Source organism: Phytohabitans rumicis, assembly GCF_011764445.1.
Taxonomy (GTDB): domain Bacteria; phylum Actinomycetota; class Actinomycetes; order Mycobacteriales; family Micromonosporaceae; genus Phytohabitans; species Phytohabitans rumicis.
Genome location: NZ_BLPG01000001.1, coordinates 469,835 through 489,913, shown reverse-complemented (window position 1 = coordinate 489,913; position 20,079 = coordinate 469,835). Strand labels below are relative to the sequence as shown.

The following is a 20,079-nucleotide window of genomic DNA, read 5'->3' as shown; positions in this document are numbered from 1 at the left end:
CCTAGCGTGATGCCCCATGGACATCTTGCTTGTCGCCGGCCTGTGGCTCGACGGATCCGCGTGGGACGACGTCGTGCCCGCGCTGGAGGCGCCCGGCCACCGCCCGGTGCCGCTCACCCTCCCGGGCCAGGGCGACGGATCCGCGTCCGCCACGCTCGACGACCAAGTGGCGGCGGTGCTCGCCGCCGTCGACTCGGCACCGGACAAGGTCATCGTGGTGGGGCACTCCGCCGCCTGCACCCTGGCCTGGCTGGCCGCCGACGCCCGACCGGAGAAGGTGGCCAAGGTCGTCCTCATCGGCGGCTTCCCGTCCGCCGACGGCCAGCCCTACGCCGACTTCTTCGAGTACAAAGACGGCGCCATGCCTTTCCCCGGCTGGGGCCCGTTCGAAGGGCCGGACTCCGCGGACCTTGACGAGGACGCCAAGAGCCGCTTCGCGTCCGCCGCGATCCCCGTCCCCGAAAGCGTCACCAAAGCAGTGGTACGCCTTGGCGACGAGCGCCGATTCGACGTCCCGGTCCTGCTCGTGTGCCCGGAGTTCACCACCGCCCAGGCCCAGGAGTGGATCGGCGCCGGTGACGTGCCCGAGCTGGCCAAGGCCAAGCACGTCGAGTTCGTCGACATCGACTCGGGACACTGGCCCATGTTCACCAAGCCGGTCGAACTGGCCCGGCTCCTCGCCGCCGCGAGCTCGCCTGGATATTGATGGTTGTCGTGATCTCGTCCGACTGGCACGATGGGAGTTCGTATAGACGACAAACTATTGAGGAGGTCGGCATGAGACCACGCACCGGCATCGTGCTGGCGGCCATGCTGACGTTGGGCAGCGGCTTTGCGGTCGTGGCGGCGACCCAGGCGAGCGCGGCCGCCGGCTGCCGGGTGACGTACACGGTCAACCAGTGGCCGGGCGGGTTCACCGGCAACGCCGCCGTGACCAACCTGGGCGATCCGCTCAACGGCTGGCGGCTGGAGTGGAACTTCGCCAACGGACAGACCGTCACCCAAGGGTGGAACGGCGTGTTCAGCCAGAGCGGCGCCCACGTCACGGTGACCAACCAGACCTACAACGCCGGCCTGGCCACCAACGCCACGGTCACCCCCGGCTTCAACGGCACCTGGACCGGCACCAACGCGGCCCCCACGTCGTTCAGCCTCAACGGCGTGACCTGCACCGGCTCGACCACCCCCGGCCCCGGCCCGACCACCGGCCCACCGGCGCCGACGCCGACGTCCACCGGCGGCGTCGCCTGGACCTCGTCCGAGCAGTGGGGCACCTGGACCAACGGCGGCTACACGCTCTACAACAACATCTGGGGCAGTGGCGCCGGCACGCAGACGATCTGGGCCAGGTCGTTCAGCAACTGGGGCGTGACCGCGAACCACCCGAACACCGGCGGCGTCAAGTCGTACCCGAACGCCACCCGGGCGGTCAACCGGACGCTCAGCTCGCTGGGCACGCTCACCAGCAGCTTCAACGTCACGGTGCCCAGCAGCGGCGCGTACGCCACGGCGTACGACATCTGGGCCAACAACCACGCGTACGAGATCATGTTGTGGCTGAACAAGACCGGCCCGGTAGGCCCGCTCGGGTCGCTGCAGGCCACCGCCACCGTCGGCGGCCACACCTGGCAGGTCTACTCCGGCTCGAACGGTTCGAACGCGGTGTTCTCGTTCATCCGTACCAGCAACACCAACTCGGGAACGGTGAACGTCCTGGCGGTGATGAACTGGATCCGCGCACAGGGCTGGTTCGGTGACGTCACGGTCGGCGACGTCCAGTTGGGCTACGAGATCACCTCGTCCGCCGGTGGCCTGAACTTCACCACCAACAGCTACTCGGTGTCGTTCAGCTGACGTGTCCATCGACCGGTGGACATGAGGTTCGATCAGTCGATCCTGTCGGTGCTGACAGCGCGGCGACCAGCATTTATGCATGACAAGCCGAGCTCTTCTGGCCCTGTTGCCACCCGCCGCGGTCGCCGGCTACGCCACGTGGAAGTGGCCGTCGCTGGTGACCGCGGGCCGCGCGCTCGTCGACGCCGACCCGACCTGGCTCGCGGTCGGCGTCTGCGCGGTCGCGCTGACCTACGTCGCGGGAGCGGTGAGCCAGCAGGGGGCCGTGCCGCGTGCCCTGCCCCGTCGCCGGCTGTACGTCGCCCAACTCGCGGGTGTCTGCGCCAACGCGCTGGTGCCGGCCGGACTCGGCGCGGCCGCCGTCTCACACAGGTTCCTGCGCCGGTGTGGCGTCTCCAACGTTGACGCGGTCACCGCTCTGGCACTCAACAGCCTCGCGGGTGCGGCCATCCAGGCCACGATCCTGGTGGGCCTGTGCCTGGCCGCGCCCGACCGGGTGCCGGTAGGCCGACTGGAACGGGGACCGGTGCAGGTGCTGGTGCTGTCGGTCGCGGTCCTGGCCGTGGCGGGCGCGGTGGCCTGGATCCTGACAAGCAGCCGGCGCAGGGTGCTCCTGAAGCGCGTGCGCGAGCAGTTGGCCGTCGTACGGGCGACGCTGGCGAACCCGCGGCGGGCGCTGCTGCTGTTCGGCGGCTCGGCGGCCGGCCCGCTGTTGCAGGCGATCACCATCATGGCCGTCCTGCACGCGATCGGCCGGCCGCTGCCCGCGCTGGACGTGTTCGTCGCCTACCTCGCGGCCAGCGCCGCCGCCGCGCTGGTGCCGTCACCAGGCAGCGTGGGCAGCCTCGACATCATGCTCGGCATCACACTCGCCGGCGTCGGCGCGGACCCGCAGACCGCCGTGACCGCGGTGCTCGGATACCGGTTGCTGGGCACCTGGCTGCCGCTGCTGCCATCTGCGCTGGCCCTGGCCTACCTACCGGGACGGGCGAGTGATCAGGCCACGGTCAAGAGCGACGACCACCGCATGGGTACGGTCGCTGACGTCCAGCTTGGCGAAGATGCGCAGCAGATGCGTCTTCACCGTGGCCTCGGCGATCACCAGCCGCTTGCCGATGTCGACATTGGACAGTCCATCAGCGACGGCATTGAGCACATCCACCTCCCGCGCGGTCAGCGCCGCCTGCGTCGGCTGCCGCATCCGTGCGACCAGTCGCTGCGCGACCCGCGGCGCGAGCACGGTCTCGCCCCGGGCAGCGGCGCGAATCGCGTCGGCGAGCTGCTCGCGGGTGGTGTCCTTGAGCAGGTACCCGATCGCGCCGGCTTCGACCGCGCGTTCGATGTCGGCGTCCGTCTCGTACGTGGTGAGGATCAGCACCCGGGTACGGGCGCCGCGCGCGACGATCTCGGCGGTGGCCCCGACGCCGTCGAGCCTCGGCATCCGCAGGTCGATCAGTGCCACATCGGGCGCCAGCCGCTCGACGAGGTCGACGGCTTGCCGGCCGTCGGCCGCTTCGGCGACGACCTCGATGCCCGGTTCGGAGGCGAGCAGCGCGACCACCCCGGCCCGCATGACCGCGTGGTCGTCGACCACGACGATGCGCAGCTTCTCGTCCGTCATGTCACCCCTGACCGTTCGTGGGAAGCGTGGCGAGCACCCGGGTGCCCTCGCCGGGAGAGCTGGTGACGACGAGTTCGCCACCGAGTCCGGCCAGGCGCTTGCGCATGCCCTCGAGGCCGAAGCCGCGCGAGGTCGCCACGACGAAGCCACGCCCGTCGTCGGTGATCTCCAGGTCGATGCCGTCGGCCCCGCGTGCCAGCACCACGGCCACGGTGCTGGCGCCGGCGTGCTTGCGGACATTGGCCAGCGACTCCTGGGTGCAGCGCAGGAGCGCGACGCGGGTCGGTTGGTCGCAGGCGAGGTCGGGCAGGTCCGCGTCGATCCTCAGCCCGGTCTCGTCGGCGAACCGATCGAGGGTACGGCGTAGGGTCTGGGCGATCGAGCCGGCGGCGACGCCGCTCTGCGGAGCGGAGCCGACGAGCACGCGGGCCTCGGCGAGGTTTTCCCGCGCGGTCTGCTCGATCGACAGCAACTGGCGGACGGCGCGATCCGGGACGGTCGCCACGCTCGTGCGGGCCGCTTCGGCCAGGACAACGATCGAGGCGAAGCCCTGCGCGAGCGTGTCGTGAATCTCCCGAGCCAGGCGTTCCCGCTCGTCGGCGGCGCCCTGGCGCTGGTACGCCTCGGCCAGCGACTGCCGGGCGGCCGCCAGTTCGGCGCGCAGAAGCGCGGTGCGCGCGGTGCTCTCTTCGACGACCCGGTGCACCAGCAACCCGACGCCGACACCGACGACGTAGCCAAGCGCCGTGAACAGCACGTTGCCGATCCACAGGCCCTGCCGGACGGCGCCGCCGGCCACGGTGAGCGCGGCGGCGGCGGTGCTGAAGGCGACCGCCTGCCGCGGGCTTCGCGAGACGATCCAGAACTGGGGGAGCGTCGCGATGAACAGCGCCGCGCCGCCGCCGAGCAGGTACGACATCCCGCCGAGGCCGAGGGCGACCAGGCCGAGGTAGGCGGGCGGGCGCAGCACCGGGTTACCCGGGACCGTCCGGACAATCCCGTAGCCCACGCCGAGCGTGGCCAGCAGCCCGAGCGACCAGTACTTCGTGGCGGAGGGTTGGTCCAACACCGCGAGCGCCGGAGGGCAGAGCCCAAGGAGCACCCAGATGGCGGCGTACCCCCGGTGCAACGCCCGCAACCAGGACCGATCGTCGGACGGCGGGCGTTGATCCATTCCAGCTAGGCTACCGCCGCCGGCAGCCGCCCCTCGGCAACGGCCGGCCTGGAGGAAACTGTCGGTGCCGGCTGGCACCATCCCGGCATGACTGAGAGCAGTCGACCTGGGAGCCAGCCATCGACCACGGTGTGCGGCAGGGACTGCGTCGCGACTGGCTGGACTTCCCGACCGACGACTCGGCCGGCGACCTGGCCGAGGTCGGGTAGCGTGACCGACGTGGTCGACACGGGTGGCGTGCCCCGTCTGCGGCAGGTGGTGCTCGACTGCACCGACGCCCGAGCCTTGGCGGAGTTCTACCGACGGCTGCTGGGACTGGTCTACCGGCCGGGTGACGAGCCGCCAGAGACCGGGGGAGTCGACGAGCGCGGCCGCGACTGGCTGGTGCTCAGGACCCCGGACGGCGTCCCGCAGTTGGCCTTCCAGCAGGTCGATCATCTGCCGGAAGCCACCTGGCCGGACGGCCCGGTGCCCCAGCAACTGCATCTGGACCTGACCGTCGCGTCCGTCGAGGACCTGGAGGTCCAGCACCAACGCGTCCTACGCCTCGGTGGGCGGCTGCTGCACGATCGCGCCGACGACCCCGAGGAGCCGCTCCGCGTGTACGCCGACCTGGCCGGCCACCCGTTCTGCATCTTCGTCGCACCCTAGCGACGTCTCGCGGTGAGGGTGAGGAACGACGTCGGCCCACTGTCAGGGCGTTGCGTGATCTAGCAACGGATCCGGTCAGTGATCTTGCTGAACGCAGACAGCGCCGGGGACCTATGTTTGTATCGCCGGAGAGCAGAGTCCGGCGCCGCGGGGGAAGGGCTGATGTGGCAGGCCGCAACACGGATGTGCTGGTCGTCGGAATGGCCGTACCGTCGCTGGTCCGTTGGGGTGTCTCGGCGGACGCCGACCTGGTGTACCGGTGTCTGGTGAGTTTTGGCCCTCGGCGGGCCGGTGAGGTAGCCGCGGACCTCGGCCTGGGGGTGCGGAGGGTGCGTGTCGCCCTGGATGAGTTGGCGGACCTCGGCTTGGCGCAGGGCATACGCCAGTCGCTGGTGTACGGGGCTGACGCCGCCGTCTGGCGGGCGGCGCGGGCGGACGCGGCGGTGGCGACCCTGCGGCGGCGTGCGCTTCGACGCGCGGGTGCGGCGTCCGCGGCCGAGGGCGGGCCGGCCGAGGCGATCCCGTATCCGGCGATGCGCCTGCCGGACCGCCAGACCAGCCGGCGCCGGATTATCGAGCTGGCGGCGATAGAGCGGGCCGAGCACCTGTCGATGAACCCGACGCAGGTGCTCACCGTGGAAGACCTGGCGGTCGGCGCGCCCATGGACATCGCGGCGTTGCGACGCGGGGTGCGGATGCGTTCGCTGGGCCGCCCGCCGGCCGACGGGGACCGCTCCGCGGGCCACGCGATCGAGTTCGGGCGGCATGGCGGCGAGTACCGGGAGACGCCGCGCCTGCCGCACAAGCTGATGATCTTTGACCGGCGGGTTGCGCTGCTGTCCGTCGACGCCCTTGACCCGGACCGCGGGGTGTGGGAGATCGTCGACCGCGCCGCGGTCGAGTCTCTCGTCACGCTGTTCGTCCGTCACTGGAGCGACGCGACGGATCCACGCCGGAACGGAGTACCCGGGATCGTGCTGACATCACGAGAGAAGGCGGTTGTCGCGCTGCTCGCCGAGGGGCATACGGATGCCACCGCCGCACAGCACCTCGGCATGTCCATCCGCTCGGTCACGTACACGTTGCGCGGGTTGATGGACCGCCTCGGCGTGCAGAACCGCTTCCAGCTCGGTCTCGCGCTCGGCGCGCTGCACGCGGCGACGCCGCCTGGACTGTCCACAAGTGAGGAAACGGGGAAGGAGAGGAATGAGGGGTATGAAACGGGCCATGGTCGGGTTGGCCGTGGCCGTCGTCATGGTGCTCGACGGGGGCCCGGCGTGGGCGGACAAGGGCGGGGACGAAGGCGGGGAGCAGGGCTGGGTGACCATCCCATGCTCCTCCGGCGCGATCGACCAGGTCGCGGTGACCGAGGCCGGCGTCATGACGCTCGAGGGTCACCTCGACTGCGCCGGACCTGAGGCCGCCTTCGGGTACGCCCGCTACGACGGATACGGGGACGGCACGATCCGGGTGGCGGACCTGCGTTCGTACGGCTCGTCGGCGCCGACGCTCTTCGCGGAGGTGTGGCAGGTGGGCCTGTCGCACGAGCCGTTCGCGGTCTGCGTGGTGACCGACTACGAGGTCCGTGCCGTGTGCTTCACGGTGGCCTGGGACGGTCCCGGCACGCCCGTCGTCGTAGCGTCTTTGGCGACCGACGATCCGTTGGTCGCGCGGAGCATCATGTTCGTCTCGGACCGGGATGGCAGTCCGGTCTGTGGCTTCTGCTGAGGTCTGGCGTCTTCGATCAAGAGAGGAAATGATCTAGCCGCGGTCGCCAGGCTGCGGTACGGGGGAAGGGGTGGACCATGTCCTGCGGAAGGTTCGCCCCGCTCTCGCGGTGGATCCTGGCTCGGACCTCGGCGCGCTCTCCGACGGTACGATCTTGTTGATCTACGGTCGGGACGGCACGTCGCGTGGTTTCCGGACCGCATCTCGGTGGGCCCGGTTCGACCTGGAGTGGTTGACGAACGGACGGGACAGCCTCGCGACCGGGCCCGGCTCCGCACGAGCATCGACGGGATCGACCTGCCGGACGGACGTGTCGACCCGACGGCGGCCGCGGGCGAGGGGTACCAGCTCTATCCATTGGGGACGGTCTCGCTGGCGGCGGGCACGCGTGGGGTGCGGTTCACCGTCGTGGGCACCGGCCGTGGTGGCTCGCGGGTGATCGCTCCCGACCAGCTCAGAGCACCGTGCGGGCGTTTGCGATGCTGGCGCCGGCCTAGTCGGGCACGATATGACCATGGCGAGCTCATCGGACGCGGCACGGGTACGCGACTACGTCGACGCCGGCGGGGTCCGGACCTACTACGAGGCGGTTGGCTCCGGGAGTCCGCTGGTGCTGCTGCACGGCGGGCTATGCACCATCGAGACCCTCGGTGGTTTGACATCCAGACTGGACGAGGCGTACCGCGTCCATCTTCCCGAACGGCGCGGGCACGGCCGTACCCCGGACGTCAACGGACCCATCACGTACGACCTGATGGCCCGGGATACCACCGCGTTCCTGGAGGCCGTGGACGTGTCCTCGGCGCATCTCGTGGGATGGAGCGACGGTGCCGTCGTCGCGTTGCTCGTCGCCTTGCACCGTCCCGATCTCGTGCGGTCGCTCGTGCTGATCGGCCAGTACGTCAACATGGACGGGGCGGTGCCGGAGGCGGCTGAGATGATGCGCCTCGACGTGATGCCCGATGTGCTTCCTCCGATGCTGCGTGAGCTGTACGCCGGCGTTTCTCCCGACGGTCCCGAACATTGGCAGGTGGTCGTCGACAAGATGTGGCAGATGATCAGGATCGAGCCCGACATCGCCCTCGACCGGTTGGCGACGGTGACGGCACCCACGTTGATCATCATGGCCGAGCACGACATGGCGACCGTCGAGCACGCCGAGGCCATGCGGCAGGCGCTGCCCGACGCGCGACTCGCGGTCGTGCCGAACGCCACCCACGCACTGCCGATGGAACACCCCGACGTGGTGGCTGACCTCGTGCTGGACTTCTTGACGAACGCCTAGCCCCAGGAGAGTAGGGCGCCGCGCTCATCGAAGGTCGCCTCGGGTCCCCAGGTGATCTCCCAGCGGTTGCCCTCTGGATCGGCGACGAACGCGGAGCGCCCGCCCCACGGCCGGTCGGTCGCGGCGGCTATCGGGGTCGCGCCGGCGGTGACGGCAGCCGTGAACGCCCGGTCGACCGCGTCGCGGGTGTCGACGGCGCAGGCGAGGGTGACCCCCGACCATCCGGTCGGGTTTGCGCTGCCGGGCGCGGCCTCGGCGGTGAGGTCGTCCAGGGGAAACAGTGCCAGCAGGACGCCGCCCAGGAGGAAGCCGGTCCACGTGTTGTCGCCGCTGGGCAGTTCCGGCCAGCCCAGCGCCCGGTAGAACGGGCGGAGAACGCCCATGTCCCGTGCGCCCAGCGTGACGATGGACAGTCGAACGGGAATTCCGGTCATGCTTTGGATCCTGCCAGAGCCTTTATTCCACGACGTCGAGGCGGCGGAGCAGCTTGCCCAGTATCCGGCGCAGGTCGTCCGCGTCGGTGTCGGTGAGCCGGTCGTCGAACAGCGCCGGCCGGACAGCCAGGATGAGCCGGTAGCTACGGCGGACCGCCACGACACCATCGGGGGTCAGCACGGCGTAGGTGAGCCGCCGGTTCTGCTCGTCGACCTCGCGGGTGACCCAGCCGCGCTGGACCAGCCGGTCGACCAGGCGTGTCGCACCGCCGCGGGTCATCAGCATCCGGTCGGCGAGGGCAGACATGATCAGCCGCCGGTCCGGGGTGTTGGCGAGGTACCAGAGCACGTCGTGCTCGGCGGCGGTCATGCCGGCCTCGGCCTCCAGGCGGCTGCTCAGTGCCTGGCGCAGGAGCCCGGACGCCTGGTGGAGCTCGAGCCAGGCCAGCTCCCTGGTGCCTCCTAGTTTCACCGGACGAGATTATCAGGGTTGATCGGAATACAGTTGCTTCGGCAACCGTTGTGCAGTTAACTGTTGTCCAGTAAACCCCCATCTCGGAAGGCGACCACCCCATGGCTAACCTCGATCCCGTCCTCGTCACCGGTGCGACCGGCAACCAGGGCAGCGCCGTCGCGCGCGCACTGCTCACGCAGGGACAGCCCGTACGTGCGCTGACCCGCGATCCGCACAAGCCCGCCGCGGCACGGCTGGCCGAGCTTGGCGCCGAACTCGTCACCGGCGACTTCGACGACCCGGCTGCCCTGCGACGTGCCGCCGCCGGCACGTCGGCGGTCTTCGTGATGAGCACGCCGATGCAGAGCCCGGACGCTGAGGCCCGGCAGGGCATCGCGGCCGTCGACGCCGCGGATCAGGCCGGCACCGGCCACATCGTGTACACCTCGGTGGCCAGCGCGCTGGACGGCACCGGCATCCCGCACTTCGACAGCAAGGCCGCGGTCGAGCGGCACCTGGCCACACTCGCCACACCGTCCACCGTGATAGCACCGGTCGCGTTCCTGGAAAACATCGTGTCCCCCTGGAGCGCACCCGCCCTGGCCGAAGGCCGGTACGCGTTCCCGCTGCCCGGCGACGTCCCGTTGCAGCAGGTGGCAGTCGCGGACATCGCGGCGTTCGCCGCGCTCGTCCTGGGCGATCCGAAAGCCTTCGCGGGCCAGCGCGTCGAGCTGGCCTCGGTCGAGGTCGCCGGCGAGCAGTTGGCCGCCGCGCTGAGCCGCTGGCTCGGCCGCGAGGTCACCTACGTCGAGCTGCCCGCCGACTCGGGCGACGACGACACCGACGCGATGATGCGGTTCTTCCGCGAACGTGGATACCGCGTCGACATCCCGGCGCTGCACGCGGCGTACCCACAGATCGGCTGGCATGACCTGGACTCCTGGGCCGCCAAGCGGGACTGGCAACAGCTGATCCCGGCCTGAGGCGGCGGTCCGCATGAGCTTCACCACCCGAACGCCCTGGTACTGACCACCGTCGGCGCCAAGAGCGGGGTCGAGCGCCAGAGCCCGGTCGGCTGGTTTCCCGGCGCGGACGGCAGCTGGCTGATCGTCGCCGCCGCGGCCCGCTTCGCCGAGTACCAGGACAAGACCGACCGCGAACTACCCGTCATTCGCCTGGTACCCCAACCCCGCTCTCGCTAGCCTCGCCGGCGTGACCTTTTCGATCGTCGCCCGCTCCACCGACGGCCGGCTGCATGGCGTCGCGGTGGCAAGTAAGTTCCTGGCGGCCGGCGCCATCGTGCCGGCCGCCGAGGCCGAGGTCGGCGCGCTCGCCACCCAGGCGCACGCCAACCTCGCGTACCGCTCGCAGGGCCTTGCCCTGCTGCGTACCGGGGTGGCGGCCGCCGACGTGGTCGCCGGGCTCGTCGCCGCCGATCCGGGGCGGGCGCAGCGGCAGCTCGGGGTGGTCGGCGTTGACGGTGACGGGGCCACCTTCACCGGCGCCGGCTGCCACGACTGGGCGGGCGGTGCGTCCGGGCCGGGATGGGCGGTGCAGGGCAACATCCTCGCCGGCCCACAGGTGATCGAAGCGATGCGGGACGCCTGGCTCGGCGCGGCCGCCGAGGAGCCCTTCGCCCCCCGGCTCGCCGCCGCGCTCCACGCCGGAGATCGGGCCGGCGGCGACCGGCGCGGGCGGCAGAGCGCCGCGTTGCTCGTGGTCGCCAAGGGCGGTGGGTACGGTGGCGGCAGCGACGTCCTGGTCGACCTGCGGGTGGACGACCATCCGGACCCGGTCGCGGAGGTGGCTCGGCTGCTCGACATCCACACGTTGCTGTTCGGGCGGCCGGATCCCAAGGATCTGCTCGATCTTCAGGGCGATATCGCGGAGGAGGTCGCGGCCTTGCTGACCGCCGCCGGCTACCCGCCCGGCGGCGGTGGCCTGGATGCTGCGCTCGCCGCGTGGTCCGGCGTGGAAAACCTTGAGGAGCGCATGGTGCCGAGCCGGATCGACGCGGTCGTCCTCGCCCACCTGCGCGCGCAAGAGGTGACTCGATGACCAAAGGCAATTGAGGGGTTCCTGGGGTGCTGTCAAGCAGCGCCGCTTGGTCGCTTGCTGGCAGTCGAGCGACGTCAGCCTGCGGTGATCATGGGGTTAGCGTGGGGGAGAGCGCTTGCCCTGACGCTAACCCCATGATCACCGCAGCATTGGGGCCTTGGGCCGGACAGGATCGGCGCAGAGTGCGCGGCCCTCACCCAGTTCTGGGCCGACGCGTTCATCACCCTGGATGAGGAGCTCGCAGACGTGCGGGGCCGGGTGACGGCGGCGTCCATCGAAGCACTGTCTTGATCTCAAGCGCCGCCAACGATAGCCATCTATCCCGGTCGCGTCTATGATCGGCATTGCCTTTGGTAAGCGCTTTCCTGGGAGATAGGTCGACCATGAATCCTTTCCCGGCCATCCTTCGCCGTCTGGCGGCCGCGGCGGCGGCGACCACGGTGGCCCTGTTGCTGCCCGCACCCGCACCCGCGCACGCCCACGCGGTGCAGACCGCGCCGGGTACGCCCATCCGGCCGATCCTGTCCCGGGCCGAGGCCGCGCCGTACGCCGCGGCCAGCTACCTGGGCTGGTCCGGGCCGTACGCGGCGCCGACCAAGGATCCCTGGCATCCCGGCCCGATTCTCGTCACCGGCCGGCCCGACTTCGTCGTGGGCGCCTCGGTCGGCGTGCACGGGGCGACGCACACCACCGTGCAGGCCGCGGTGAACGCGGTGTTCGCCGCGGGCGGGACGGGCCGCCGATACGTCAAGATCCTGCCCGGCACGTACACCGGAACGGTCTTCATCCCCGCCGGTACGCCGCCGCTGACGCTGTACGGGGCCGGCCGCCCGGCGGACGTGCGGCTGGAGTTCACGGTGGACGCGACGATCACGCCGGCGGCATGGGCCGCCCTGGTCAATCCAGCCGGACAGTTGGCCGAAGGCGACCCGGCGTGGCCGATGTTCCAGTCGTGCGCGACGAGGACCAGCGCGACGGCCGGCCTGTGCGCCACCGTGGTCTGGGCGCAGAGCACCGACCTGCGACTGCGCGGGCTGACCATCACCAACACCCTGCTGGACACGGTGGACCGCGGCACCCACCAGGCACTCGCGCTGCGCACAGACGCCGACCGCACGCAGGTCGAGCAGGTCCGGCTGATCGGCCGCCAGGACACCTTCTACGCCAACGCGAACGACCCGGACCGGATCGCTCGGGTGCTCGTCCGCGACAGCTACATCGAGGGCGATACGGACTTCGTCTTCGGCCGGGCCAGCGCGCTGTTCGAGCGCAGCAGGTTCCACCTGGTGTCGACGCGCAAGCCGTCCGGTGGCGTCATTTTCGCCCCGAGCACCGCGCCCGGCTACCCGTACGGCTTCCTGGTCCGGCACTGCTGGATCACCGCCGACGAGGGCTACCTGGCAGCGGCCGCACCGACCGGGCACCTGGGCCGAGCCTGGGACCAGGGCGCGGGCGCGACCGGGTACCTGCCGGGCGTCAGCCCCAACGGGCAGCTCGTCATCCGGGACAGCTACCTCGGCGCGGGCTTCGATCCGGTGGCGCCGTGGGCCCCGGCGGCCACCACCGCCCGCCCGTTCGCCGCCCGCACCGACCCGGGCCGCGACCTCGACGACCCCGCGTACAACCGCCTCTTCGAGTACGGCAACGCCGGCCCGAGCGCCGGGAGCCCGGCATGAAGCGGCGATCGCTCGTGTCCCTCCCCGCGCTCTCCCTGCTCGGCGCGGCCGGTGCGGCGACGGTCGCGACGGCGGCAGTGGCGACACCTCCCGGAGTCGTCGAGTCTCCCGCGGTCGTCGGGGGCAACCTTCCGGTCTTCTACGAGGCGCTCAAGCGGGAGCTGACCTTCCCGCTGGCCTGGGGCAGCTCGCCGATCCATGACTTCCGTACCTGGCGGCGCACGGCCCGGCAGAGGTTCGAGGAGCTGCTCTTCCAGCCGGCCGATCGCACACCGTTCGATGTGGAGATCGTCGACGAGCGGCCGGCGGACGGGTACACGCAACGGATGCTGCTGTTCAACGTCACCCGGCACAGCCGGGTACGGGCGACGATGCTGGTGCCGGACGGCCCGGGGCCGTTCCCGGGCGTGCTCCTGCTGCACGACCACGGCGCGAGGTTCGACATCGGCAAGGAAAAACTGATCCAGCCCTGGTACGACGAGACGCGCCTCGCCTCGGCACGGTCCTGGGCCGACAGGTACTTCAGCGGTCGCTTCGTCGGCAACCAGCTCGCCGCCCGCGGCTACGCGGTGCTGGCCGTGGACGCGCTCGGCTGGGGCGACCGGTCCGGACTCGCGTACGACGGCCAGCAGGCCCTGGCCAGCAACCTGTTCAATCTTGGCGGGTCGCTCGGTGGGCTGATGGCCCGCGAGGACGTCCGCGCCGCCGCCCTGCTCGCCAAACTGCCCGAAGTGGACAGACGGCGGATCGCCGCGCTGGGCTTCTCGATGGGCGGATACCGCGCCTGGCAGGTGGCCGCGTTGTCGGACCACGTCCGTGCCGCGCTGTCCGTCTGCTGGATGACCACGCTCAAGGAGATGATGGTCCCGGGCAACAACACCCTGCGCGGCCAGTCCGCGTTCTTCATGCTCCACCCCGGCCTGTACCAGCACCTGGACATTCCCGACGTGGCGAGCATCGCCGCGCCTCGGCCGATGCTGTTCTTCGGCGGCGAGAACGACCCGCTGTTCACCACCGCGGGCATGACCGACGCCTACACGAAGATGCGCGCGGTGTGGCGGTCGCGGGCCGCGGACGACCAGCTGACCACCAAGATCTGGCCCGGATTCGGGCACGTCTTCGTCGACCAAATGCAGGAGGAAGCCTTCGCCTGGCTGAGCCGCTGGGTGTAGCTGTAGCCACACGGTCCGCGCCCCTTCCCGCCGATCAAGGGCATATGGTCGTGCTGGGATCTCCAATCCGCGACCGTTCGCCCTTGATCGACGCGAAAGTCCTTGATCGGCGGGACGTGGGCTAACGGTCGAGCTGGTGCACGTGGTCCAGGACGAACAGCGGCACATGGTCAGCGTGCGCGGCCGCTCCTGGCCTCGCGGGAAAGTCGAAGACGCCGATCATCATTTGCATGGGGTAGTCCGGTGCCTGTTCCACGGTGCGGACGTGGTCTTCGTCGACGAAGAAGTCCACCCGGCCCGGCCGCCAATCGGCGGTGTAGGCGTGGAAGTCGGTCACGTCGATCGGTAGCCGCGGCGCGGCGAAGTCGTCGCGCAGGGCGGGGTCGCGGAACGGGTGAACGCCCATGCCGACCGCTGCCCCGGCGCGGTCGATCGCGTCGCCGAAGACCTCGAAGAGGCAGATCTCGCCGCAGCGTTGGGGTTCGTCCTCGATGCCGACCATCCAGACCGACGCCATCGAGCGCGCGGTCAGCTCCATGCGCGCACGGACCTGCAGGACGCCGTGGTGCGGGGTCCAGCCCCACCGCGTGGGCTGCGCCTCTCGGACGCGGAGCCCGTCGCGGAACGGCTGCTGGCCAACCGTGCTGCCCACGTCGCCGGAGAACACGCCGGACTGGACGGCCGAGACCCGTAGCGGGCCCTCGTGCTCGGCGGGGCACCACAGGCCCTGCCCGGACGGGATCGACAGTCGTAGTTCTGAGTCGGCGACGGCGTACGTCGCCGCACTCTCGGCGCGCGAGCTCCACTGCGGCAGGTAATGCGGAATCCACACCGACAGGTCGAGGTCGTCGCCGTCGAAGTCGTCGCGGAAGCGCACCGCGTGAGCATAGCGAGTGGCGCGGGACAACCCGGTGAGATCATGGGCGTATGACGGCATGGCAGGATGTCGAACGGGCAGTTCCGGAGTTCGCGCAGCGGGTGCGGGCGTTGTTCGAGGCCCACAGACACAAGACAGTCGCCACCTTGCGGGCCGACGGTTCGCCGCGGATCTCCGGGATCGAGGCGGTCTTCGAGGACGGCGAATTGGTCTTCGGCTCGATGTCCAACGCGCGCAAGGGTGCGGATCTGCGCCGGGACCCACGGTTCGCCCTGCACAGTGCCACGGTCGACCCGGTCGAGGGCGCCGAGGCACAGTGGCCGGGGGAGGCGAAGATCTCCGGTCGGGCGATCGCCGCCGGACCGATCACCGAAGGGCCGGACGGCGACCGCTTCCACGCCGACATCGCCGAGGTCGTGCACACCCACCTCAACGACGCGGCGACGCTGCTCGTCGTCGAATGGTGGACGCCCACGCGCGGGCTGCGAAGGGTCGAGCGCGAGTAGCGGCCAGATTAAGGCCAGCCGAGCGCGGCGGACAGCCCGGCCGAGGCGGTGGTGAGCAGCGCGAGTGCCTGGTCGGCTCGGGCCTGGTCGAAGCGGATCGTCGGCACCGACACGCTCAGGCCGGCGACGACCCGGCCGCTGTGGTCGCGTACGGGCACGGCGACGCAGCGGACGCCGAGGGTGTACTCCTCGTTGTCCATGCTGTGCCCGCGCTGGCGGATGAGGGCGAGCTCCTTTTCCAGCCGGTCGAGGTCGGTGAGGGTGTTGCCGGTGTAGCGCTCCAGCGGTTGTGCCGACAGCAGGGCGCGGCGTTCGGCCTCGGGTAGGTCGGCGAGCAGCACCTTGCCGACGCCGGTCGCGTGTGCGGCCAGGCGCCGGCCGACTGCGGAGGCGAGTACCAGCAGTTGGCTTCCGTCGGCCTTCGCGACGTACACGTTGTGCCGTCCGTCGCGGACGGCGAGTTGGACGGTCTCGTCGAGCGCGTCGCGGACCTGTTCCATGTACGGCTGGGCCCGGTCGGCCAGCTCGACGGCGCGCAGGTACGCGTTGCCGGCCTGCCAGGCGCGGATGCCCAGCGCGTACCGCCGGGTGACCGGGTCGAGCTCGGCCCAGCCGGACTGGACGAGCGTCGCCAGCAGGCTGTGCAGGCTGGACCGGGGATAGCCGAGCGCACCGGCGATCTCGGTGAACGTCAGCTGCGCCGCCCGCGCCGTCAGCAGCTCCAGGATGGCCAGCACGCGCTGGGCCGACTTGACCGTCTCGACCGCCGTCACGGCGCCAAGACTAGCCGGAGTTCGCATATCTGAACAGAGGTTCGCATCCTTGACAGAGCGGGTAGAGTGCGGATCATGACGTTCGCGGTACAGGCGTTGCCGGTCGGGCGCACGGAGATCCCCGGGCCGGAGCTGTTCTGGATGGGGGAGTGGGACCGGTGGTTCCCGCTGACGTTCCAGGTCCTGCTGGTCCGCGGCCCGGGGGTGACCGCGCTGGTCAACACCGGCGCGCCGGCCGACCTCGGGCCCCTCAACGAGATCTGGACCTCGATCCTCGGGCCGCGCGCGCTCTACGCGCGCGACGACACCGAGACCATCCAGGCGCAGCTGGCCCGCGTGGGCGTACGCCCCGACGAGGTGACCCACGTATTCGCCACGCCGTTCCAGCTCTACACGACGGCCGGCATCCCGCTGTTTCCCCACGCGCAGGTGTGCCTGTCGAAGACCGGCTGGATCCACTTCCACACCACCCACCAGCACCCGCACGACAACCGGTGGACCTCGATCTCCCCGGAGGTGCTGGTGCACCTGGTCACCGACGGGTGGGACCGGGTGCGGCTGCTGGAGGACGAGGACGAGGTGGTGCCGGGGCTGCGGACGTGGTGGGCCGGCACGCACCACCGGGCCTCGATCGCCGTCGAGGTCGACTCGACCGCCGGCACCGTGGTCGCGTCGGACGCCTTCTTCTACTACGAGAACGTCGAGGAGGGCCGGATGCTCGGCATCAACGAGAACATGTACGAAGGGCTCGCCTGCTACGAGCGCACCCGCCGGGTCGCCGACCACATCGTGCCGCTCTACGACCCCAAGGTCTTCGACCGGTACGCCGACGGCGTCATCGCGGGGAGTGACCGATGCGCGCGCTCGTCTTCCACGGCCCCAACGACATCCGGGTCGAGCAGCTGCCGGATCCCGAGCCCGGACCGGGCGAGGTGCTCGTCCGGGTCGCCGCCACCGGCATCTGCGGCTCCGACCTGCATGGCTACACCGGCGAGAACGGGCGGCGCCACCCCGGGCAGGTGATGGGCCACGAGACGGTCGGCCGGATCGAAGGCTCGGGCGCGCTGGTCACGGTCAACCCGGTGATCGGCTGCGGGATCTGCGCGCAGTGCGCCGCCGGCACCGAGCAGCTGTGCGCGGGCCGCCGGATCATCGGCGTCGACCCCACCTACCGGTCGGCGTTCGCCGAGCTCATGGCCGTGCCGGCCGGCAACGTGGTCGTCCTCCCGGTCGACACCCCCATCGAGTACGGCGCTCTGGTCGAGCCGTTGTCGGTGGGTTACCACGCGGCGGTGCGCGGCGGGGTGAGCCCGGACGACCGGGTGCTCGTGATCGGCGGCGGGCCGATCGGGCAGGCATGCGCCCTGGCGGCGCGCCGGCTCGGCGCCGCCGTCGTGGTGGTGAGCGAGCCGACCGCGAGCCGGCGGGCGCTGGTGTCCCGGCTGGGCTTCGAGGCCGTCGAGCCGGCGGACCTGGCCGACCTGGGCGACATGGCCACGGTGGTGCTGGACGCGGTCGGCAGCAGCGCCAGCCTCGCGGCGGCCTTCGCCGGCTCCGCGCTGGGCGCCCGCGTCGTGCTGGTCGGGATGAACGCCCCCGAGGTGAGCGTCGCCGCGTACGCGGTCAGCACCTACGAGCGCAGCGTCATCGGCAGCTTCTGCTACCCGGCGCGGGAGTTCCGCGAGACGGCGGCCTGGGTGGCGACCCGGCCGCCGGGGTTGGAGCACCTCGTCGACGGGCGGGCCGGCCTCGGCGGCGCGCCGGACGCGTTCGCCGGGCTCGCCTCCGGGGCGCTGGACGCCAGCAAGATCCTGGTCTACTGCGGGGAGGCGTAAGGGTGGGCGTGCCGCGGATCCGGCAAGTGCGCGCGTACACGGTGCGCGGCGGGGGCGGGGACTACCACGACCAGGCGTCCGGGCATTGGATCGACGACCACATCGCCACGCCGATGGCCCGCTATCCGCAGTACCGGGGCAGCCGCCAGTCGTTCGGGATCAACGTGCTCGGCACGCTGGTCGTCCAGGTGGAGGCCGACGACGGCGCCGTCGGGTTCGGCGTCACGGTCGGCGGTGAGATCGGCGCCTGGATCGTCGAGCGGCACCTGGCCCGGTTGCTGGAGGGGCAGCCGGTCACCGACGTCGAGAAGCTCTGGGACCAGATGTATCGCGCCACCATCCACTATGGACGCAAGGGCGTGGTGCTCAACGCGATCAGCGGCGTGGATCTGGCGCTGTGGGACCTGCTGGGCCAGATCCGCCAGGAGCCGGTATACGCGATGCTCGGCGGCGCGGTCCGCGACGAGCTGGTCTGCTACGCCACCGGCCCACGCCCGGATCTGGCCCAGAAGATGGGCTTCATCGGCGGCAAGCTGCCGCTCAAGCACGGCCCGCCGAGGGCGAGGAGGGGCTGCGCGCCAACCTGGCCGCCCTCGCCGAAATGCGCCAGCGGGTCGGTGAGGACTTCTGGCTCATGTGGGACTGCTGGATGTCGCTCGACCTGGACTACGCCACCCGCCTCGCCCACGCCGCCGACGGGTTGGGCCTGCGCTGGATCGAGGAACCACTGTTGCCCGACGACTACTGGGGCCACGGCGAGCTGCGCCGCCGGATGCCGCCGCGGATGCTGCTGACCGCCGGCGAGCACGAGGCCACCCGGTGGGGCTTCCGGCTGCTGCTGGAGCTGGGCCAGGTGGACATCGTGCAGCCGGACGTCGGCTGGTGCGGCGGCATCACCGAGCTGTTGCGGATCGCCGCGCTGGCCGACAGCCACGGCAAGGCGGTCGTGCCGCACGCGTCCAGTGTGTACTCGTACCACTTCGTGCTCACCCGGCCGAACAGCCCGTTCACCGAGTTCCTGATGATGCACCCGGACGGCAGCGAGGTGGTGCCCATGATGCACCCGCTCCTGCTCGACGAGCCGATCCCGATCGGTGGCCGGATCCGGGTGCCCGACCGGCCCGGCTTCGGCGTGCGGCTCAACCCCGAGCTGGCGCTGAGCCGGCCGTACGACCACTGAGGAGGCATCCGTGCTGGATGGACGGATCGCCCTGGTGACCGGGGCGTCGCGGGGCATCGGGCGGGGCATCGCGCTGGGCCTGGCCGCCGCCGGCGCCGACGTCGCGGTCAACTACCACATCCCGGGTACGCCGGAGTTCGGCCACGACAACGCGCAGGACGCCGCGGCGGTCGCCGCCGAGATCGAGGCCCTGGGGCGCAAGGCCGTGACCGTCGAGGCGGACGTCTGCGACGGCGCCGCCGTCACCCGGATGGTCGAGGACGTGACGGCCGCGCTCGGCGGGCTCGACATCCTGGTCAACGGCGCCGGCATCTGCCCGTTCCACGACTTCCTCACCATGCCCGAGCAGCTCTGGGACCGGGTCCACGACGTCAACCTCAAGGGCGCGTTCCTGTGCTCGCAGGCCGCCGCCCGGGTGATGGTCGCCCAGGGGCGCGGCGGCCGGATCATCGCGGTCAGCTCGATCAGCGCCCTCGTCGGCGGCGGCATGCAGACCCACTACACGCCCACCAAGGCCGGCATGCACTCGCTGATGCAGTCCATGGCCGTTTCGCTCGGCCCGCACGGCATCACCTGCAACTCGATCCTGCCCGGCGCGATCGCCACCGACATCAACAAGGACGACTGGAGCGACCCGGACAAGCGGGCCTACCTCAACGGGCGGATCCCCCTGGGCCGCTTCGGCGAGCCGGAGGACCTCGCCGGACCGGTCGTCTTCCTCGCCTCCGACGCCGCCCGGTACGTCACCGGCGCGAGCCTGCTCGTCGACGGCGGGCTCTTCGTCAACCTCCAGTGATTTAA

21 protein-coding genes and 2 pseudogenes are annotated in these 20,079 nt (G+C 71.0%); 17 read left to right on the top strand and 6 right to left on the bottom strand.

Annotation, left to right across the window (positions count from 1 at the left end; all coding sequences use genetic code 11):
• Positions 1-16: 16 nt before the first annotated feature.
• The 3 genes and pseudogenes from Prum_RS02170 to Prum_RS50720 form a co-directional block, all read left to right on the top strand.
• On the top strand, positions 17-706 hold the full coding sequence (locus tag Prum_RS02170) for an alpha/beta fold hydrolase (protein WP_173073507.1): 690 nt from the start codon (positions 17-19) through the stop codon (positions 704-706).
• Between the two features lie 71 nt (positions 707-777).
• A complete protein-coding gene (locus tag Prum_RS02165) occupies positions 778-1,854 on the top strand; it encodes a cellulose binding domain-containing protein (RefSeq protein WP_178132631.1) in 1,077 nt (358 codons plus the stop codon).
• Positions 1,855-1,933: 79 nt separating this feature from the next.
• Positions 1,934-2,797 (top strand): annotated as a pseudogene (locus Prum_RS50720) (lysylphosphatidylglycerol synthase transmembrane domain-containing protein); the annotation flags it as partial.
• Between the two features lie 33 nt (positions 2,798-2,830).
• Here Prum_RS50720 and Prum_RS02160 read toward each other — a convergent pair.
• Together Prum_RS02160 and Prum_RS02155 are read right to left on the bottom strand one after the other, a co-directional pair.
• Complete coding sequence (locus tag Prum_RS02160) at positions 2,831-3,475, bottom strand: response regulator (RefSeq protein ID WP_173083313.1); 645 nt, start codon at positions 3,473-3,475, stop codon at positions 2,831-2,833.
• A gap of 1 nt (position 3,476) precedes the next feature.
• Positions 3,477-4,649 (bottom strand): sensor histidine kinase, encoded by a 1,173-nt coding sequence (locus Prum_RS02155; protein WP_173073505.1) that lies wholly within the window; start codon positions 4,647-4,649, stop codon positions 3,477-3,479.
• A gap of 210 nt (positions 4,650-4,859) precedes the next feature.
• Between Prum_RS02155 and Prum_RS02150 the strand changes: the two genes are divergently transcribed.
• The 4 genes from Prum_RS02150 (at position 4,860) to Prum_RS02135 (ending at position 8,313) form a co-directional block, all read left to right on the top strand.
• Positions 4,860-5,300: a VOC family protein gene (locus Prum_RS02150; protein WP_246277592.1), complete on the top strand. Its 441-nt coding sequence runs from the start codon at positions 4,860-4,862 to the stop codon at positions 5,298-5,300.
• 329 nt (positions 5,301-5,629) lie between these two features.
• Entirely contained in the window at positions 5,630-6,718 is a 1,089-nt protein-coding gene (locus Prum_RS02145; RefSeq protein ID WP_173073501.1) for a helix-turn-helix transcriptional regulator, read from the top strand.
• On the top strand, positions 6,681-7,028 hold the full coding sequence (locus Prum_RS02140; RefSeq protein WP_173073499.1) for a hypothetical protein: 348 nt from the start codon (positions 6,681-6,683) through the stop codon (positions 7,026-7,028). Before Prum_RS02145 ends, Prum_RS02140 begins: the two co-directional genes overlap by 38 nt.
• A 514-nt stretch (positions 7,029-7,542) precedes the next feature.
• Positions 7,543-8,313, top strand: a complete 771-nt coding sequence (locus tag Prum_RS02135; protein WP_173073497.1) for an alpha/beta fold hydrolase — start codon at positions 7,543-7,545, stop codon at positions 8,311-8,313.
• Here Prum_RS02135 and Prum_RS02130 read toward each other — a convergent pair.
• Positions 8,310-8,747 (bottom strand): VOC family protein, encoded by a 438-nt coding sequence (locus Prum_RS02130; RefSeq protein ID WP_173073495.1) that lies wholly within the window; start codon positions 8,745-8,747, stop codon positions 8,310-8,312. The two genes, Prum_RS02135 and Prum_RS02130, sit on opposite strands and share 4 nt — an antisense overlap.
• 22 nt (positions 8,748-8,769) lie before the next feature.
• Complete coding sequence (locus tag Prum_RS02125; RefSeq protein ID WP_173073492.1) at positions 8,770-9,219, bottom strand: MarR family winged helix-turn-helix transcriptional regulator; 450 nt, start codon at positions 9,217-9,219, stop codon at positions 8,770-8,772.
• 101 nt (positions 9,220-9,320) lie between these two features.
• Here Prum_RS02125 and Prum_RS02120 point away from each other — a divergent pair, with 101 nt between their 5' ends.
• The 4 genes from Prum_RS02120 to Prum_RS02105 all read left to right on the top strand — a co-directional run bounded on the left by Prum_RS02120 (position 9,321) and on the right by Prum_RS02105 (position 14,107).
• Complete coding sequence (locus Prum_RS02120; RefSeq protein WP_173073490.1) at positions 9,321-10,184, top strand: NmrA/HSCARG family protein; 864 nt, start codon at positions 9,321-9,323, stop codon at positions 10,182-10,184.
• Between the two features lie 229 nt (positions 10,185-10,413).
• Entirely contained in the window at positions 10,414-11,259 is an 846-nt protein-coding gene (locus Prum_RS02115; protein WP_173073488.1) for a DUF1028 domain-containing protein, read from the top strand.
• 383 nt (positions 11,260-11,642) lie between these two features.
• On the top strand, positions 11,643-12,935 hold the full coding sequence (locus tag Prum_RS02110; protein WP_173073486.1) for a putative acyl-CoA thioester hydrolase: 1,293 nt from the start codon (positions 11,643-11,645) through the stop codon (positions 12,933-12,935).
• Complete coding sequence (locus Prum_RS02105) at positions 12,932-14,107, top strand: dienelactone hydrolase family protein (RefSeq protein ID WP_173073484.1); 1,176 nt, start codon at positions 12,932-12,934, stop codon at positions 14,105-14,107. The genes Prum_RS02110 and Prum_RS02105 overlap by 4 nt, the downstream gene beginning before the upstream one ends.
• A 121-nt stretch (positions 14,108-14,228) precedes the next feature.
• On the opposite strand, the gene Prum_RS02100 is transcribed toward Prum_RS02105, so the two are convergent.
• A complete protein-coding gene (locus Prum_RS02100; RefSeq protein WP_246277591.1) occupies positions 14,229-14,984 on the bottom strand; it encodes a glycoside hydrolase family 16 protein in 756 nt (251 codons plus the stop codon).
• A gap of 50 nt (positions 14,985-15,034) precedes the next feature.
• Between Prum_RS02100 and Prum_RS02095 the strand changes: the two genes are divergently transcribed.
• Positions 15,035-15,490 (top strand): pyridoxamine 5'-phosphate oxidase family protein, encoded by a 456-nt coding sequence (locus Prum_RS02095; protein WP_173073480.1) that lies wholly within the window; start codon positions 15,035-15,037, stop codon positions 15,488-15,490.
• Between the two features lie 8 nt (positions 15,491-15,498).
• On the opposite strand, the gene Prum_RS02090 is transcribed toward Prum_RS02095, so the two are convergent.
• The gene (locus tag Prum_RS02090) at positions 15,499-16,263 is read right to left on the bottom strand and encodes an IclR family transcriptional regulator (protein ID WP_173073478.1); all 765 of its coding nucleotides are present in this window, start codon (positions 16,261-16,263) and stop codon (positions 15,499-15,501) included.
• Between the two features lie 75 nt (positions 16,264-16,338).
• Between Prum_RS02090 and Prum_RS50715 the strand changes: the two genes are divergently transcribed.
• The 5 genes and pseudogenes from Prum_RS50715 (at position 16,339) to lra1 (ending at position 20,074) form a co-directional block, all read left to right on the top strand.
• The gene (locus tag Prum_RS50715; RefSeq protein ID WP_246277590.1) at positions 16,339-17,286 is read left to right on the top strand and encodes an MBL fold metallo-hydrolase; all 948 of its coding nucleotides are present in this window, start codon (positions 16,339-16,341) and stop codon (positions 17,284-17,286) included.
• Positions 17,196-18,098 carry a zinc-dependent alcohol dehydrogenase gene (locus Prum_RS02080; RefSeq protein ID WP_246278513.1) on the top strand — a complete coding sequence of 301 codons (903 nt, stop codon included), beginning with the start codon at positions 17,196-17,198 and terminating at the stop codon, positions 18,096-18,098. Before Prum_RS50715 ends, Prum_RS02080 begins: the two co-directional genes overlap by 91 nt.
• 113 nt (positions 18,099-18,211) lie before the next feature.
• A pseudogene (locus tag Prum_RS50710) lies at positions 18,212-18,535 on the top strand (hypothetical protein); the annotation flags it as partial.
• 164 nt (positions 18,536-18,699) lie between these two features.
• On the top strand, positions 18,700-19,278 hold the full coding sequence (locus Prum_RS49085) for an enolase C-terminal domain-like protein (RefSeq protein ID WP_246277589.1): 579 nt from the start codon (positions 18,700-18,702) through the stop codon (positions 19,276-19,278).
• Positions 19,279-19,288: 10 nt separating this feature from the next.
• Positions 19,289-20,074 (top strand): L-rhamnose 1-dehydrogenase Lra1, encoded by a 786-nt coding sequence (gene lra1, locus Prum_RS02070; RefSeq protein ID WP_281368829.1) that lies wholly within the window; start codon positions 19,289-19,291, stop codon positions 20,072-20,074.
• Positions 20,075-20,079: the final 5 nt, after the last annotated feature.